The sequence below is a fragment of the Amycolatopsis sp. NPDC033938 genome, from assembly GCF_055575975.1.
This window is the reverse complement of sequence record NZ_JBVIRO010000006.1, coordinates 171163-188807: the sequence shown is the minus strand read 5'-3', so window position 1 is coordinate 188807 and position 17645 is coordinate 171163. Positions and strand designations below refer to the sequence as shown.

3 protein-coding genes and 1 pseudogene are annotated in these 17645 nt (G+C 71.3%); all 4 read left to right on the top strand.

Annotated features, from left to right (window positions below; genetic code table 11):
- The first annotated feature begins 216 nt into the window (after window positions 1–216).
- Complete coding sequence (locus ACZ5ZX_RS18745; protein WP_465503395.1) at window positions 217–6594, top strand: type I polyketide synthase; 6378 nt, start codon at window positions 217–219, stop codon at window positions 6592–6594.
- A gap of 55 nt (window positions 6595–6649) precedes the next feature.
- Window positions 6650–15418, top strand: a pseudogene (locus tag ACZ5ZX_RS18740) (SDR family NAD(P)-dependent oxidoreductase); the annotation flags it as partial.
- Complete coding sequence (locus ACZ5ZX_RS18735; protein ID WP_465503256.1) at window positions 15415–16614, top strand: FAD-dependent oxidoreductase; 1200 nt, start codon at window positions 15415–15417, stop codon at window positions 16612–16614. The pseudogene ACZ5ZX_RS18740 and the gene ACZ5ZX_RS18735, both read left to right, overlap by 4 nt.
- Window positions 16611–17555, top strand: a complete 945-nt coding sequence (locus tag ACZ5ZX_RS18730; protein ID WP_465503255.1) for a quinone oxidoreductase family protein — start codon at window positions 16611–16613, stop codon at window positions 17553–17555. Before ACZ5ZX_RS18735 ends, ACZ5ZX_RS18730 begins: the two co-directional genes overlap by 4 nt.
- Window positions 17556–17645: the final 90 nt, after the last annotated feature.

Below are 17645 nucleotides of genomic sequence, written 5' to 3'. Positions count from 1 at the left end.
GACGGACCCGTAAACCGGACACAACGCGTGAACCCGCCCGGCCGAAGGCCCCGCTATCGCGGTGGCAGGACGCCCTGGACGCCCGTCGGGACGGGTTCTACCAGGTCGCGTCCTGCCGACGTCGATCGCGGCGCGGGTTCACCAACAGACACGCAGCGCGAACCGAAGGGCACTGGAATGTCCACAGAGGACAAGCTTCGCGACTACCTCCGCCGGGTGTCGGCCGATCTGCACGCCACCCGGCAGCGGCTCAGCGACGCCGAGGACCGGCGTCACGAGCCGATCGCCGTGGTCGGGATGAGCTGCCGGTTCCCCGGTGGCGTGCGCGATCCGGAGCAGCTCTGGCGGCTGGTTGCCGACGGGGTCGACGCGGTCACCGAGTTCCCGGCGGATCGCGGCTGGGACGTCGGCGGGCTGTATGACCCGGATCCGGACCACGACGGCACCACCTACGCGAAGGAAGGCGGCTTCCTCGACGAGGCAGGCGAGTTCGACGCCGGGTTCTTCGGCATCTCACCGCGTGAGGCTTTGGCGATGGATCCGCAGCAACGGCTGCTGCTGGAATCGGCATGGGAGGTCTGCGAACACGCCCGCATCGACCCGGCGACCCTGCGCGGAAGCCGCACCGGGGTGTTCGCCGGGGCGATGTATCACGACTACGGCGTCCGGCTCACGCCCGTGCCGAAGGGTACCGGCCGCTACCTGAGCAACGACAGCATCGGCAGTCTCGTCTCCGGCCGGATCGCCTACACGCTGGGCCTGGAGGGACCGGCGGTCACCGTGGACACCGCGTGCTCCTCTTCGCTGGTGGCGCTGCACTTGGCGGTCCGGTCCCTGCGCGAGGGCGAATGCTCGCTCGCGATGGCGGGCGGTGTCGCGGTGATGTCCACGCCATGGCTGTTCGTGGAGCTGAGCCGGCAGCGCGGGCTGGCGAAGGACGGGCGCTGCAAAGCCTTCTCCGCCGCGACCGACGGCGCCGGGTTCTCCGAGGGGGCCGGACTGCTGCTCCTGGAGCGGCTGTCCGACGCCGAACGCCTCGGCCACCGCGTACTGGCCGTCGTACGGGGAACCGCGGTGAACCAGGACGGCGCGAGCAACGGGTTCAGCGCGCCGAACGGCAATTCCCAGGAGAAGGTGATCCGGCAGGCGCTGGAGGACGCACGCCTGACCACCAAGGACATCGACGCGGTGGAAGCACACGGCACCGGGACCTCGCTCGGCGATCCGATCGAGGCGCACGCCTTGCTGGCCACCTACGGCCAGGACCGCCCGCGGCCGTTGTGGCTGGGCAGCATCAAGTCGAATATCGCCCACGCGCAGGCCGCGGCCGGGGTGGCCGGGGTGATCAAGATGGTGCAGGCGATCCGGCACGGTGTACTGCCGCGAACGCTGCACGTCGACCAGCCCTCGCCGCGGATCGACTGGGACGCGGGGAACATCGAGCTGCTGACCGAGCCGCGGGAGTGGCCGGAGACCGGGCAGCCGCGCCGGGCCGGGGTGTCCTCGTTCGGGATCAGCGGCACCAACGCGCACGTCATCCTCGAAGGTGTCGCCGCCACGGCGGAGCCCGGACCGTCCGAAAAGGACAGCGTTCCTTCGCTGGTCGTGCTCTCCGGCAAGGGCCGTGACGCCCTGCGCGGGCAGGCGGCCAAGCTCCTGTCCTTCGTGGACGAAAACCCGGACGCGTCGCGCGCGGACATCGGCTTCTCCCTGGCGACCACCCGGTCCGCGCTGGAACACCGGGCCGCGTTCGTCAGCGAGGACCGGGCCGAACTGTGCGCGTCCTTGTCCGCGCTCGCCGAAGACCGGCCAGGGCCCGGCATCGCACAGGGCATGGCGACGGCCGCCGCGCGCGTGGTGTTCGTGTTCCCGGGACAGGGCACGCACTGGGCGGGGATGGCCGTCGAGCTCCTGGACACCGCGCCCGTGTTCGCCGAGGCACTGCACGCCTGCGCCGAGGCGCTCGCCGAGTTCACCGGCTGGAACCTGCTCGACGTCCTGCGGGAGGCACCCGGAGCGCCGCCACTGGAACGGGTCGACGTGCTCCAGCCTTCGTCCTTCGCGGTGATGGTGTCGCTGGCGAAGCTGTGGCGTTCGCACGGGGTGGAGCCCGCCGCGGTGGTCGGGCATTCCCAGGGCGAGATCGCCGCCGCGTACGTCTCCGGCGCGCTGAGCCTGCGTGACGCCTGCCGGGTGGTGGCGTTGCGCAGCCGCGAACTGCTCGCGCTCGCCGGGCTGGGCGGCATGGTCTCGGTGGAGCGGACCCAGCAGGAAGTGGCCGCCTGGTTGGAACCCTGGGCCGACCGGCTCGCCGTGGCCGCGGTGAACGGGCCGACCTCGGTGGTGGTGTCCGGCGAACGGGACGCGCTCACCGAATTCGGCCGGAAACTCGCCGCGGAGCGGGCTTTGCGCTGGGAGATCCCCGGCGTCGACTTCCCAGCCCATTCCGCGTCGATCGACCGGCTTTCCGACGTGCTGCACGAAGTCCTCGAACCGATCACACCGGGAAAGGCGGAGATCCCGTTCTACTCGGCCACCGATTCGCGGTGGCTCACCGGAACCGAGCTGGACTCGGCGTACTGGTACCGGAACCTGCGGCGCACGGTCCGTTTCGAAGCGGCGACCACGGCCCTGATCGACGAGGGACACACCGTGTTCATCGAGATCAGCGCCCATCCCGTGCTGGCCATGGCGATGGAGGCGACCGCCGAGATGGCCGGGAAGCGGGTCGCAGCCGTCGGCTCCCTGCGCCGGGGCGAAGGCGGTCTCAAGCGGTTCCTGCTCTCGGTCGGTCAGGCCCAGGTGCACGGCGCCACCGTCGACTGGCACGCGGTGTTCCCCGGAGCACGGCGCATCGACCTGCCAACCTACGCCTTCCAGCACGAGCGGTACTGGCACGACGCGACCACCGACGTGGCCGACGCCGCCGGGTTCGGCCTCACCCCGGCCGGACATCCGCTGCTCGGCGCGGCGGCCGATCTGCCGGACACCGACGGGTTCCTGATGACCGGCCTGCTTTCCCGGCACGGCCAGCCATGGCTGGCCGACCATTCGGTGATGGGCGAGGTGATCCTTCCGGGGACCGCGTTCGGAGAGCTCGCCCTGCGCGCCGGGGACGAAGTCGGCTGCCCGGTGGTGGAGGAGCTGACCATCGAAGTGCCGCTGCCGCTGCCCGAACAGGGCGGGGTCGCGGTGCGGGTGCTGGCGGGCCCGGCCGACGAGACCGGCGCCCGTTCGCTGAGCGTGTACGCCCGGCCGGACGGCACGGACGACTGGACCCGCCACGCCGGCGGGATCCTCGCGCCGCCGGGCGACCAGCCGCCGGGCGATCTGGCCGCCTGGCCTCCGGAGGACGCCGAGGAGATCGACCTCGCCGAGTTCTACGACCGGATCAACGAGACCACCCTGTACTACGGGCCCGCGTTCCAGGGACTGCGGGCGGCCTGGCGGCGTGGCCGGGAGATCTACGCCGAGGTCGCCCTGCCGGAGACGCAGCACGCCGACGCCGCCCGGTTCGGGCTGCACCCGGCGTTGCTGGACGCCGCGCTGCACGGAATCGGTCTCGGAACCCTGATCGACACCGGCAAGGACCCGGACCGCGTGCTACTGCCGTTCTCCTGGAACGGCCTGAGCCTGCACGCCTCGGGTGCCACCACGGTGCGGGTCCGGCTCGCGCCCGCCGGGAGCCTGATGTCGGACGGAATATCGGTGCTGGTCACCGACGAAGCGGGCGCACCGGTGGCCACAGTGGACTCACTGGTCGTGCGACCGGTCGCCGCGGAACAACTCCGCGCGGCCCGCAGCGGCGGTTCCCTCTACCGCGTCGACTGGATTCCGGCACCCGCCGTCCGAACCGACGCGGGCCGGGGAGTGTGGCTCGGCTCGCTCGACCTCGGGTCCATTTCGGACCCGGGAGACCACGTGGTGTACTCGTGCCCGGCGGGCTCCGGCGTGCCGGACGAGGAGACCGTTCGCGCTTCGGTGAACGAAACACTCGGGCTTCTCCAGTCCTGGTTGGACGAAGACCGGTTCGCCGACGCCAAGCTGGTCATCGTCACCCGTAACGCGGTCACCGCGACCCCGGAGGACGGCGAACCGGATCTTCTGCACGCTCCACTGTGGGGGCTGCTGCGGTCCGCCCAGTCGGAGAACCCGGACCGGTTCGTCGTGGTGGACGTCGACGACCACGAGTCGTCACAAGCGAAGCTGGCCGAGGCGGTGGCCACCGGAGAACCACAGGTGGCGATCCGCGGCGGCGCGATCCTGCTGCCCAGGCTGGCCGCCGCCGACACCGGCGGAGTGCTCACCCCGCCTGCCGAACCCGCCTGGCGCCTGGACATCCCGACCACCGGCACCTTCGACAACCTGGTGCTCAGCCCCTGCCCCGAGGTGCTGGAACCGCTGGCGGACGGACAGGTCCGGGTGGAGGTCCGCGCGGCCGGGTTGAACTTCCGCGACGTCCTTTACGGACTCGGCCTTTCCCTGGGGGAGGGCTCGTTCGGCGGCGAGGCCGCGGGTGTGGTGCTCGACGTCGGCCCCGGTGTGACGAATGTGGCCCCCGGCGACCGGGTGATGGGCGCGCTCGCCGGTGCCTTCGGCCCGATCGCGGTCGCGGACCACCGCATGATGACGAAGATCCCGGCCGGGCTCACCTTCGCCGAAGCCGCCACCGTGCCGATCGCCTTCCTCACCGCGTACTACGGCCTGGTGGACCTCGCCGGTCTGCGCCGGGGGGAGACGCTGCTGGTGCACGCCGCCGCCGGCGGTGTCGGCATGGCGGCCGTGCAGATCGCCCGCCATCTCGGTGCGGAGATCTACGGCACGGCGAGTGAAGGGAAATGGGACGCGCTGCGGGCCACCGGGTTCACCGACGACCGCATCGGCTCCTCGCGCTCTCTCGACTTCGCGCCGAAATTCCTGGCGACCACCGGCGGGCGCGGCGTGGACGTGGTGCTCAACTCGCTGGCCCGCGAGTACGTCGACACCTCGCTCGGTCTGCTGCCGCGCGGTGGCCGGTTCCTGGAAATGGGCAAGACCGACAAGCGGATTCCCGACCAGGTCGCGGCCGGCCACCCCGGCGTCCGGTATCAGGCGTACGACCTGCAGGAAGCCGGTCTGGACCGGATCCAGTCCATGCTCGTGGAGCTGGCCGGGCTGTTCGAGCAGGGGCTGCTCCGGCCGCTGCCGCTGCGGGCCTGGGATGTGCGCCGCGCCCCGCAGGCGTTCCGCCATCTCAGCCAGGCGAAGCACATCGGCAAGGTGGTGCTCACCTGCCGGCCGTCCCAACGTCCACAAGGGACGGTCCTGGTCACCGGTGGCTCCGGCACGCTCGGCGGCCTCGTCGCCAGGCATCTGGTCCGGGAGTACGGCGCCCGCGACGTGATCCTGGCGAGCCGCAGCGGCCGGGGCTCGGCGGAACTGGCCGCCGAAATGGCGGAGCTGGGCGCCAGGGTCCGGTTCGCCGCCTGCGACGTCGCCGACCGTGCGGCGCTGGCGGATCTGCTCGCCGGAATCCCGGCGGACCGGCCACTGACCGGCGTCGTGCACACCGCGGGTGTGCTCGCCGACGCCGTACTCGGCCAGCTCACTCCGGAGCAGGTCGAGCAGGTGCTGCGGCCCAAGGTCAAGGGCGCGCTCAATCTGCACGAGCTGACGCGGGACCTCGACCTGTCCCTGTTCGTGCTGTTCTCTTCGGGGGCGGCCACTTTCGGCTCGCCAGGTCAGGGCAATTACGCCGCGGCGAACGCGTTCCTCGACGCGCTGGCGGCGCACCGGCGCGGCAGCGGGCTTCCGGCGATCTCGCTGGCCTGGGGCCTGTGGGCCGAGCGCAGCGCGCTGACCGCGAAGCTGGACGAGGCCGATCTCTCCCGGATGACCCGCGGCGGCGCCGTCGCACTGTCCACTGAGGACGCCCTGGCGCTGTTCGACACCGCGCTGGCCACGGACGAACCGATGCTGGTGCCGGTCCGGATGGACCTCGCCGTCCTGCGCGGACAGGGTGAGCGGCTTCCGGCGCTGTTCCGCGGCCTGGTCCGCACCCGGTCCCGCCGGATGGCCGGGGCCGACGCCACCGGAGCCCGGTCACTGCGCACCGAGCTGCCGGGAATGCCGCAGGAGGAACGCGACCGCGCGGTGCTGGACCTGGTGCGCTCCCACGCCGCCGCGGTGCTCGGCCACCACTCGGCAGACGGCGTCGAACCGGAACGGGCCTTCAAGGACCTCGGGTTCGACTCGCTGACCTCGCTCGAACTCCGCAACCGGCTCACTGCGGCCACCGGGCTGAAACTGCGGGCCACGCTGATCTTCGACCATCCGACCCCGGTCGAGCTGGCGCGCCGGCTGCTGGCCGACCTCACTCCCGACGCTCCGGCGGAGCCGGTGGCGGCGGACGAAACAGGGGACGCGGAGATCGAACGGCTGCTGTCGACCATCCCGGCGAGCCGGGTGCGGGAGGCCGGGTTGCTCGACGCCCTGCTGCGCCTGGCAACCGGCGGCAAACCCGGCACCCCCGCGGCGCCCGTGCCGGAGGGCGAGATCGACGACATGGACGTGCAGGGCCTGCTGCGCAAGGCGAGCCAGAGCCTCGGCTTCTGAACCACGGAATGGGAGACCAGTCATGGAGGCACCGGCCGAGCAGGTGGTCGCCGCGCTGCGGGATTCGCTCAAGGAGATCGACCGGCTCCGCGCGCGGAACCAGCAGCTCTCGGACGCGTGGGCCGAGCCCATCGCGATCGTCGGGATGAGCTGCCGGTTCCCCGGCGGCGTCGGCTCGCCCGAGGAACTGTGGCGGCTGGTCGCCGACGAGGTCGACGCGGTCGGGGAGTTCCCCGCCGACCGCGGCTGGCCCGAGCAGGGCAGCGGTGGGTTCCTGCCCGACGCAGGGGAGTTCGACGCCGCGTTCTTCGGCATCAGCCCGCGTGAGGCGCTGGCGATGGACCCGCAGCAGCGTCTGCTGCTGGAAGCGTCCTGGGAGGTACTCGAACGCGCCGGGATCGATCCGGCGACCCTGCGGGGCAGCCGGACCGGCGTGTTCGTCGGCACCCACGGACAGGACTATCTCGGCTTGCTGACCAGTGCCGCGCAGAGCGACGGCTATCTCGCCACCAGTACCAGCGCGAGCGTCATGTCCGGCCGCGTCGCCTACACCTTCGGTCTCGAGGGGCCCGCGGTCACGGTGGACACCGCGTGCTCTTCTTCGCTGGTGGCACTGCATCTCGCGGCGCAGGCGCTGCGGGCGGAGGAATGCTTCCTGGCGCTCGTCGGCGGGGTTTCCGTGGTGTGCATGCCGGATGGGCTGGCCGCCTTCCGGAAACAGGGCGGTATGGCCCCGGACTTCCGCTGCAAGGCGTTCGCTTCGGCGGCGAACGGTACGGGCTTCGCCGAAGGCGTCGGCATGCTCGTGGTGGAGCGCCTGTCGGCGGCCCGGCGCAACGGCCACCGCGTGCTCGCGGTGGTGCGGGGCAGCGCGGTCAACTCCGACGGCGCGTCGAACGGCATGACCGCGCCCAACGGGCGGTCGCAGGAGGCGGTGATCCGGCAGGCGCTGGCGAACGCGCGGCTTTCCGCGGCCGAAGTGGACGCGGTGGAGGCGCACGGCACGGGGACCTCGCTCGGTGACCCCATCGAAGCCCACGCGCTGCTGGCCACCTACGGCCAGGACCGCGAACGCCCGCTGCTGCTGGGTTCGCTGAAGTCGAACATCGGGCACGCGCAGGCCGCCGCCGGAGTGGCAGGCGTGATCAAAACCGTGATGGCGCTCCGTAACGGTGTTCTGCCGCGCACCTTGCACGTGGACGAGCCTTCGCGGCACATCGACTGGGATTCGGGCTCGGTCGAACTGCTCACCGAGGCGCGGGACTGGCCGGAGACCGGACGACCGCGCCGCGCCGGGGTGTCCTCGTTCGGGATCAGTGGCACCAACGCCCACGTGATCCTCGAACAGGTGCCGGAGCCGTCGGCGGAATCCTCGCCGGAGCCCGGCGGCGTGGTGCCGTGGGTGCTGTCCGCGCGCGGCGCCAAGGCGCTCGCCGCCCAAGCGGGACGGCTGCTCGACGCCGACGGACATTCCACTGTGGACATCGCGCGCTCGCTGCTGACCACCCGAGCCGAACTGGATCATCGCGCGGTGGTCGTCGGCCGGAGCCGTGACGAGCTGCGCCGGGGTCTCGCCGCACTGGCCTCGGGCGAGCCGGACGCGGCCGTGGTCCGTGGTTCGACCGGTTCCGGAAAGCTGGCGTTCCTCTTCTCGGGCCAGGGTTCCCAGCGGCTGGGCATGGGACGTGAGCTGGCCGGGGAGTACCCGGTCTTCGCCGCCGCCTTCGACGAGGTCCGTGCCGAGCTGGACCGGCATCTCGACCAGCCGCTGGCCACGGTGTGGGATTCGGACGCGGTGCACCGCACGGAGTTCACTCAGGCCGCGTTGTTCGCCTTCGAGGTGGCGCTGTTCCGGCTCGTGGAGCACTGGGGCCTCCGCCCGGATTTCGTCGCCGGACATTCGATCGGCGAGCTGAGCGCCGCGCACGTCGCCGGGGTGCTCTCCCTCCCCGACGCGGCACGGCTCGTCGCCGCCCGCGGCAGGCTGATGCAGGCGTTGCCGGATGCGGGAGGGATGCTGGCGGTGGAGGCGTCCGAAGCGGAAGTGCTGCCGCTGCTGGACGACGAGGTGTCGATCGCCGCGCTGAACGGCCCCCGGTCCACTGTGGTCTCCGGCGCGGTCGCGGCGATCGAGCGGATCGCCGCGCACTGGACCGGTGAAGGCCGCAAGTGCAAGCGCCTCACCGTCTCCCACGCGTTCCACTCGCCGCTGATGGAACCGATGCTGGACGACTTCCGCCGGATCGCCGAGGGGATTTCCTACCAGCGGCCCCGGTTCCCCGTGGTGTCCAACCTGACCGGCGAGCCGGTGAACGCGTTCTCCGCCGGGCACTGGGTGCGGCATGTTCGAGCGGCCGTGCGGTTCCACGACGGCGTCGACTGGCTGCGTGCCCACGGTGTCGTCCGGTTCCTGGAGATCGGGCCGGACGCGGTGCTGACGGCCATGGCGCGTGACTGCGTCGTCGAGCCCGAAGGCGGGCGGAGGGCGGTGCTGGCGGCGACCTGCCGCAAGGACCGGTCCGAACCGCTCACGCTGCTGAGGGCGCTCGGGCTGCTGTATGCCGACGGAGTGAAGGTCGACTGGCTCGCCGTGCTCGGCGACGCGGGCCGCACGGTCGATCTCCCGACGTACGCCTTCCAGCGCAAGCGTTATTGGCCGGTGGCGGACTTCGGTTCCCGCGAGCCGATCGTGCCCGCCGGGCCGGCACCCGAGCCTCAGGAGACGGCGCCACCACGTGAGCTTCCCGAGCTGCTGGCCCTGGTGCGCCGGAGCGCGGCCACCGTGCTCGGCCATGATTCGCCGGACGAGATCGACCCGGCGGGGCCGTTCGCCGACCTCGGTTTCGACTCGATGACCGCGGTCGAGTTCCGCACCCTGCTCGCCGACACCGCCGGTGTCGCGCTGCCCGCCACGCTGGTGTTCGACCATCCCACCCCCGAGGTGCTCGCCCGTCATCTCCGCGCGGTGCTCGCGGGCGAGACCGGCGAGATCACCGTGACCACCACCGGTACCGCCGAGAACGAGCCGATCGCCATCATCGGCATGAGCTGCCGTTATCCCGGTGGGGTGGCCACCCCGGAGGACCTGTGGCGGCTGGTCGACTCCGGCACCGACGCGATCTCCGGCTTTCCGGCCGACCGCGGCTGGGATCTGGCCGGGTCGTTCGATCCGGATCCGGACAAGGCAGGCAAGAGCTACACCGAACATGGCGGATTCGTGCTGGACGCGGCCGACTTCGACAGCGGATTCTTCGGTATCGGCCCGCGTGAGGCGCTGGCGATGGACCCGCAGCAGCGATTGCTGCTCGAAGCCGCCTGGGAGGCGGTGGAGCGCTCCGGTATCGACCCGGTCTCCCTGCGAGGCAGCCGGACCGGGGTGTTCGCCGGCGTCGTGTCCCACGACTACGCCAGCCGTCTGCGGGTGGTGCCGGACGAGCTCGCGGGCTACCTCGGCAACGGCAGCGCGGCGAGTGTCCTTTCCGGGCGGGTCTCGTACCTCTTCGGTTTCGAGGGGCCGACCATGACGGTCGACACCGCCTGCTCGTCGTCCTTGGTGGCGTTGCACCTGGCCGCGCAGGCGTTGCGCGCGGGGGAGTGTTCGCTCGCGCTGGCCGGTGGGGTGACGATCATGTCCACCCCGGCCGCGTTCATCGAGTTCAGCCGCCAGCGTGGGCTCGCCGTGGACGGCCGCTGCAAATCCTTCGCCGCCGCCGCCGACGGCACGAGCTGGGGCGAGGGCGTCGGCGTGGTGATGGTCGAGCGGCTCTCCGACGCGCTGCGCAACGGCAGGGAGATCCTCGCGGTGATGCGGGGCTCTGCGGTGAACTCCGATGGCGCGTCGAACGGCCTGACCGCGCCGAACGGGCCCTCACAGCAGCGGGTGATCCGCCAGGCACTGGCCGCCGCGAACCTCGAACCGCGGGACATCGACCTGGTGGAGGCGCATGGCACGGGCACGAAGCTCGGCGATCCGATCGAGGCCCAAGCCCTGCTCGCCACCTATGGCCGTCACCGCGACGAGCCCGTCGGGCTCGGCTCGCTGAAGTCCAATATCGGGCACACACTCGGCGCCGCCGGGGTCGGCGGGGTGATCAAGACGGTCCTCGCACTGCGACACGGTGTCTGGCCGAAGACGCTGCACGTGGACGAGCCCTCACCGGAGATCGACTGGTCGGCGGGCGCGGTGAAGCTGCTGACCGAGTCGGAGCCCTGGCCGGAGACGGGCCGTCCGCGGCGGGCGGCGGTGTCGTCGTTCGGCGTCAGCGGCACCAACGCCCACGTGATACTGGAGCAGGCGCCGGACCGGGACGAGTCGGTGACCGCGGCGAACCTGCCCGCGGTGCCCTGGCTGCTCTCGGCCAAGTCGGAGGCGGCGCTGCGGGCGCAGGCCGACCGGCTGCGGTCCGTCGTGGCCGGGCTGAATCCCGCGGATGTCGCGTTCTCACTGGCGACCACCAGATCCCAGTTCGCTCATCGCGCGGCCGTCGTGGGGAACGGGGAGAGCCTGCTGGCCGGCCTGGACGCGCTCGCCTCCGGCGCCGCCCTGCCGGAAACCGTCGGCGGGAGAACCGCGTTCCTGTTCTCCGGCCAGGGTTCGCAGCGGCCGGGGATGGGACGGGAACTGTACGACACCTTCCCCCTCTTCGCTCAGGCCTTCGACGAGGTCTGTGAACGGCTCGAAGCTCACCTCGGCGCTTCCGTACACGACGTGGTCTTCGGCGAGGACGCCGACCAGCTGGCCGAAACGGCCTTCACGCAAGCGGGCTTGTTCGCCTTCGAGGTCGCGTTGTTCCGTCTGCTGGAAAGCTGGGGCGTCCATCCCGACTACGTGCTCGGCCATTCCATCGGCGAGCTGGCCGCCGCCCACGCCGCCGGAGTGCTCGGCCTCGACGACGCGGCGAAGCTGGTCGCCGCTCGCGGACGGCTGATGCAGGAACTCCCGCGTGGCGGGGCGATGGTTTCCGTGCAGGCGTCCGAAGCCGAGGTGCTGCCCCTGCTCGGGGACGGCGTGGCGATCGCGGCGATCAACGGGCCCGCCGCCACGGTGCTCTCCGGTGAGGAGGCCGCCGTGCTGGCCGTCGCGGAGGCGATGGCGAAGCGAGGCCGTCGCACCAAACGGCTCAAGGTGAGCCACGCGTTCCATTCGCCGCTGATGAACGGCGTGCTCGAGGAGTTCGGCCAGGTCGCCGAATCCCTGGCGTACGCCGAACCGAAGCTTCCGCTCGTGTCCACTATGGATGGTGAGCCGGTGCGGATCGATGCCGGTCACTGGGTCCGGCACGTGTCGAGGGGAGTCCATTTCCAGCGGGGTGTGGACCGGCTGCGACGCGACGGCGTGCGGCGCTTCGTCGAGCTGGGCCCCGACGGGATCCTGACCGCGATGGCACTGGACTGCTCGGCGGAACTCGCCATCGCCACCGCGCGCCGGGACCGTCCGGAGGTGGAGACACTGTTCGGCGCGGTGAGCCGGTTGCATGTGGACGGTGCCTTCGTCGACTGGGCGGCCGTGTTCGCCGGGACCGGTGCGCGTCGTGTCGACCTGCCGACCTACGCGTTCCAACGGCAGCGTTACTGGCTGGAGGACAGCGAGCCGGAGGCCGCCGACGCGGACGGACTGGGACTGACCTCGACCGAACACCCCCTGTTGGCGGCGGCGGTCGGATTCGCCGAAGGTGACGGGGTCATGCTGACCGGACGGACGGCGTCCGCGTTGAGCGCCTCCGCACTGGTGGAACTGGTGTTCCGCGCCGGGCAGGAGGCCGGGCTCGACCGCATCGAGACGCTGACCGTGGACAGCCCGATCACCGGCGAGAATCGTCGGCTCCAGGTACTGCTGGGAGCCGACGAGGCGGGCAGGCGGGCGGTGAGCGTCCATTCCCGGGCGGACGGCGACGGGGCATGGACCAGGCACGCCACCGGATTCCTGACCGCCGGGACCCCCGCGTCGCCGGAGCTGATCGAGTGGCCCCCCGCCGGATCCAGGGAACTCTGGCTCGACGGTGCCACCGCCGCTTGGCAACGCGATGGCGAGATCTTCGCGGAAGTGTCCATTGAGGACGGCACCGGTGAATTCGGCATCCATCCGGAGTTGCTGGACATCCTGGTGGGAGCCGAAGGCAAGATGCCGGGGAACTGGCGGGACGTGCGCTTGCACGCGACCGGCGCGACCACCGTCCGCGCCCGGATCACCGAGCCAGAACCCGGCGTCCTGGCGCTGCTGCTCGCCGACGAGAACGGTGCCCCCGTGCTCACGGCCGCGGCCGTCTCGCTGCGGGACCTGCCCGCCGATCAGCGGGTCGCGCGGTCGGCGCTCAGTCTGGAGTGGACGGTCCGGGCCGGTTCGGAGACGCCGGACTCCTTTGCCGTGCTGGGGTTCGACGAGCTGAAACTGGGAGCCGGGCTGGCAAGCTTGGGCAGCACGGTTCACCCGGTGGCCGAGTTGACCGAGCTGCCGGATCCCGTGCCCGAGTTCGTGCTGGTGCCCTGCGGGCCGTGGTCCGGCGACATCGGCACGAACGTGCGGGAAGCCATGGCGACCGTGCTCGACCTGCTCCGGCAGTGGGCCGGTGAGGAGCGTTTCCAGCACTCGCGCCTCGTCTTCGTCACCAGGGATGCCCTCATGGACCTCGTGGCCGCACCGATCTGGGGTCTGCTGCGATCCGCGCAGCTGGAGCACCCGGACCGGTTCGTGCTCGCCGATGTCGACGGGGACGACTGGTCGCCGACGGCGCTCGCGCAAGCCTGCGGTCTCGGCGAGCCCCAGGTTTCGGTACGGGGCGAGGAGATCAGGGTGCCCCGGTTCGCCAAGGTGACCGTCGCCGAGGAGAGCGGCAGGGAAGAGCCGGTGTTCGACCCGTCCGGCACGGTGCTGGTCACCGGGGCGACGGGCGGGCTCGGCCGCCTGCTCACCCGGCATCTGGCCGAGCGGCACGGGGTGCGTCACCTCGTGCTGCTCTCCCGCAGCGCGGACCCCGCGCTCTCGACCGAGGACGTCCGGCAGGTGGCCGGAGACGTCGCCGACCGCTCGACCGTGGCCAGGGTGCTGGCGGAGATCCCCGCCGACCGGCCGCTGACCGGCGTGGTGCATTTGGCCGGAGTGGTCGACGACGGCCTGATCGGCTCGCTGACCAGCGCGAAGTTCGACCGGGTACTGCGCCCGAAGGTGGACGGCGCGCTGGTGCTGCACGAGCTGACCCGCGACCTGGACCTCTCGGCGTTCGTGATGTTCTCCTCCGCCGGGGCCACCGTCGGCAGCCCGGGGCAGGGTAACTACGCGGCGGCCAACGCCTTCCTGGACGGGCTGGCCCGCCTCCGCCGGGCGGAGGGGCTGCCCGGCACGTCGCTCGCCTGGGCGCCATGGCTGGAACCCGGCGGCATCACCGGCCGGCTGGCCGAGAAGGACCGTGCCCGGATCATCAGGGGCGGCGCGATCCCGTGGGAGACCGCCGAAGCGCTGGAGCAGTTCGACCTGGCTTGCCGGGGCGCGGATCCGGCCCCCGCGCTGATGCGGGTGGACTTGACCGTCCTGGCCGAGCAGGCTCGCGCCGGCTCGCTGCCTCCGGTCCTCAGTGGACTGGTGAACACGCGTCGGGCCGCACGCACGAAAGCCGCTGGCGAGACCGCGGCCTCCGCGGTCGAGGGGATGGCGGCACTGTCCGAAGAGGACCGGGTGGCCGCGATGCTGAAGCTGGTGCGCACGCACGCCGCCACCGCGCTCGGGCACGCGTCCGCCGAAGCGGTCGAACCGCGAGTGGCCTTCCTGGAACAGGGTTTCGACTCACTCAGCGCGATGGAGCTGCGCAACCACATCGCCACCGCGACGGAGCTGAACCTGCCTGCCACCCTGGTCTTCGACTTCGCCGATCCCGCCACACTGGCGGCGCATCTGGCGGCCGAGGTGCGGCGTGCCGCGGCCCCGGCGGCCACGTCGGCCACGTCGGCCACGGTCACGCTCGACTCCGACGCCGCCGGTCCGCTGGCCGCCTTGTACTGGCAGGCAACGGAACTGGGCAAGGTCGAAGAGTCGGTGAAGCTGCTGGAGGCCGCCTCCCGGCTGCGTCCCGCGTTCACCGTCGCGGAACTGGACGAGGCTCCGCCCACGGTGCGGCTCGCCCGTGGCGCGGCGGACCCGCTGCTGATCTGCTTCCCGTCCTTCGCGCCGGTCGCCGGCCCGCACGAGTTCGCCCGGTTCGCCGGGGCCTTCACCGAGCCCCGTGAGGTCTGGGCGATTCCCCAGCCGGGGTTCATGAAGGGACAGCGGCTACCGGACACCATCGAGGCGCTGGCGCTGATGCACGCCGAAGCGGTGGTGGACCGCGCCGATGGCCGTCCGTTCGTCCTCGTCGGACGGTCCGCCAGCGGCTGGCTCGCCCAGGAGATCGCCTATCAGCTCGAAAAGCGCGGGCTCCCGGCCGGGGCGGTGGTGCTGATGGACAGCTCGTCGCCGGAGCATATGGCGAAAACCGGGGTCGCCAACGCGATGGGCGGTGCGATGGCCGACCGGGAGAGCGGATTCGATCTGCTCAGCGACATCCGGCTGGCGGCGATGGGCGGCTACTCGCGGATCTTCGACGGCTGGCGGCCGAAACCCATCGACGCGCCGACCCTGCTGCTCAGCGCGCTCGACCCGTTCTCCCCGGCCCTGCTGGACGAGGACAACCCGCACAAGAACGACTGGCGGTCCTTCTGGGAGTTGCCGCACACCGCCGTGGACGTTCCTGGCGACCATTTCACGATTCTGGAGAAGCACGCCGATTCCACGGCTCACGCCGTCGACCAGTGGCTCCAAGAGAATCCGGTTCGAATTGGAGGTTCCCCCGCATGAAAATCGTCATCATCGGCGCCGGGTTCGGCGGTATGGCCTGTGCCATCTGGCTGTCCGAGGCCGGGCACGAGGTCGAACTGTACGAGCAGGCCCCGCAGCTGCGCACCAGCGGCAACGGGGTGCTGTTGCTGCCCAACGGCACCGGCCTGCTGAGCGAGCTCGGCGTGGAGCTGGACGGGCTCGGCGCGCGGATGGACTCCGTGGACGGGCTCTATCACGACGGTTCGCTGTCGCTGAGGGTGGACCTCGCGAAGATCTCCGCCAAGTTCGGTTCGCCGGTGCTCGTGGGTTCTCGTGGCCTGATCGTCGAGCGGATGGCCGCGTGCCTGCTCGACGGCTCGTTGCGGTTGAACATGCGCTGCACCGGGATCGAGCAGAACGGCGACGGCCCCGTGCGCGTCACCTTCGCCGACGGATCCGAGGTCAAGGCCGATCTCGTGATCGGCGCGGACGGGCAACGCTCGGTGGTCCGCACCAAGCTGTTCGGCGAGGACCCGGCGGTCTATCTCGGTGACGCCACCTGGCACGGGATCACCGAACTTCCCGGCGCCTTCGCCGATGGGCACGCGGTGCACAGCATCTTCGGCAACGAGGGCATCTGCGTCATGCATCCCGTCGGCGACGGCAAGGTCTACTGGGCTTTCGAGCTCCCGTTCGACGACGGCGACATCCTGCCGCCCGGCGCCCCCGGCGACACCGCCTCGCTCAAGGAGCCCGGTTCGGCGGTGGCCAATCTGCGTGCCAGGTTCGGCCACTGGACCGCACCCGGCCTGAGGAATCTGCTCGACGCGATGAAAGACGACGACGTCAGCGTCTTCCCGCACATCATCCACCGGGAGCTTCCGCAGTGGGGCGAAGGTCCGATCACCCTGGTCGGAGACGCCGCGCATGTGGTGCCGCCGCGGGTGGGCATGGGGCTGAGCCAGGCATTGGAGGACGCGTGGGTGCTCAGCCGCGCGCTCGCCGGTGGCGGACGGGACCCCATCGCCAGGGTCCGGGCCTACGAGCAGGTCCGGATCAAGCGGGTGCGCGGCATGCAGAAGGCGGCGAGGGCGTTGGGCCGCAAGACCGTGCCTGCACCGCCGTGGCTGCTCCGGGCGTTCGGCAGGCTGCTGCCGGTCACCAAGCTCAACATGGCGCAGGTCAAGGGATCGAGCAACTACCTGAACAACGACCTGCCCGAGGAGGCCGCGTGATGCACGCGGCGGTGCTGCGCGAATTCGGCGCCGTGCCGCGCTACGAGAAGTTCGCCAAACCGGTCCCCGGCGACGGTGAGGTGCTGGTCCGGGTCAAGGCCGCCGCGCTGACCCAGCTGTCCCGCTGGGTGACGAAGGATCGCGACTACGCCAGGGGCCGCGAGGTGCCGTTCGTCTGCGGCACCGAGGGAATCGGCGAACTGGAGAACGGCACCAGGGTCTCCTTCGGCGTTCCGCGTGGGCCGTACGGCGCGATGGCGGAGTACGCCGTGGCGCCGGAAAAGATGTGCACACCGCTTCCCGGCGAGATCGACGACATCGCCGCCGCGGCGCTGATGAACCCGGGACTCTCCGGGTGGAGCGCGTTGTCCTGGGGCGCGAAACTGCGGCCGGGGGAGACGGTGCTGGTGCTCGGCGCGACCGGCGTGGCAGGCCGGACCGCTGTGCAGATCGCGAAACTGCTCGGCGCCGGCCGCGTGGTCGCCGCCGGGCGTAACGAAAGCGTGCTCCGCGAAACCGGCGCCGACGCGACGATCCCGTTAGGACAGTCGGACGCGGCACTGGCGGAGGCGTTCCGTGACCAGGCCGGAGAGGACGGCTACCACGTGGTGCTGGACTACCTTTGGGGCCGCCCCGCGCAGGTGCTGCTGGACTCCATCCCGCGTACCTTCCTGGCACGCAAGGAGATCAGGTACCTGCAGCTGGGAAGCAGCGCCGGCACCGAGGTCTCGGTACACGCCAACGTGCTCCGCCGCGCGGGCGTCACCCTCGGCGCGGGCAGCCCGCCATCGATCGAGTTCCTCCGCGGGCTGCACTCCACCGTCATGACCCACGCGGTACGCGGCGAGTTGCGGGTGGAGACCGAAACCGTGGCACTGGCCGATATCGGCGAGGCGTGGCGGCGCGAATCGCCCGGCCGCCGCCTGGTCCTCGTCCCCTAAGCCCTCGCGCGGGTCGTGGGGGGGGGGAAGGGGGTATAAAAAAAAAACCCAAAAAAAAACCCCCCCGCCCCCCCCCAACAAACCGGGAAA

What these genes read in the sequence shown, in the direction of transcription:
- ACZ5ZX_RS18735 (WP_465503256.1), top strand. Translation starts at nt 15,415, where the DNA reads ATGAAAATCGTCATCATCGGCGCCGGGTTCGGCGGTATGGCCTGTGCC.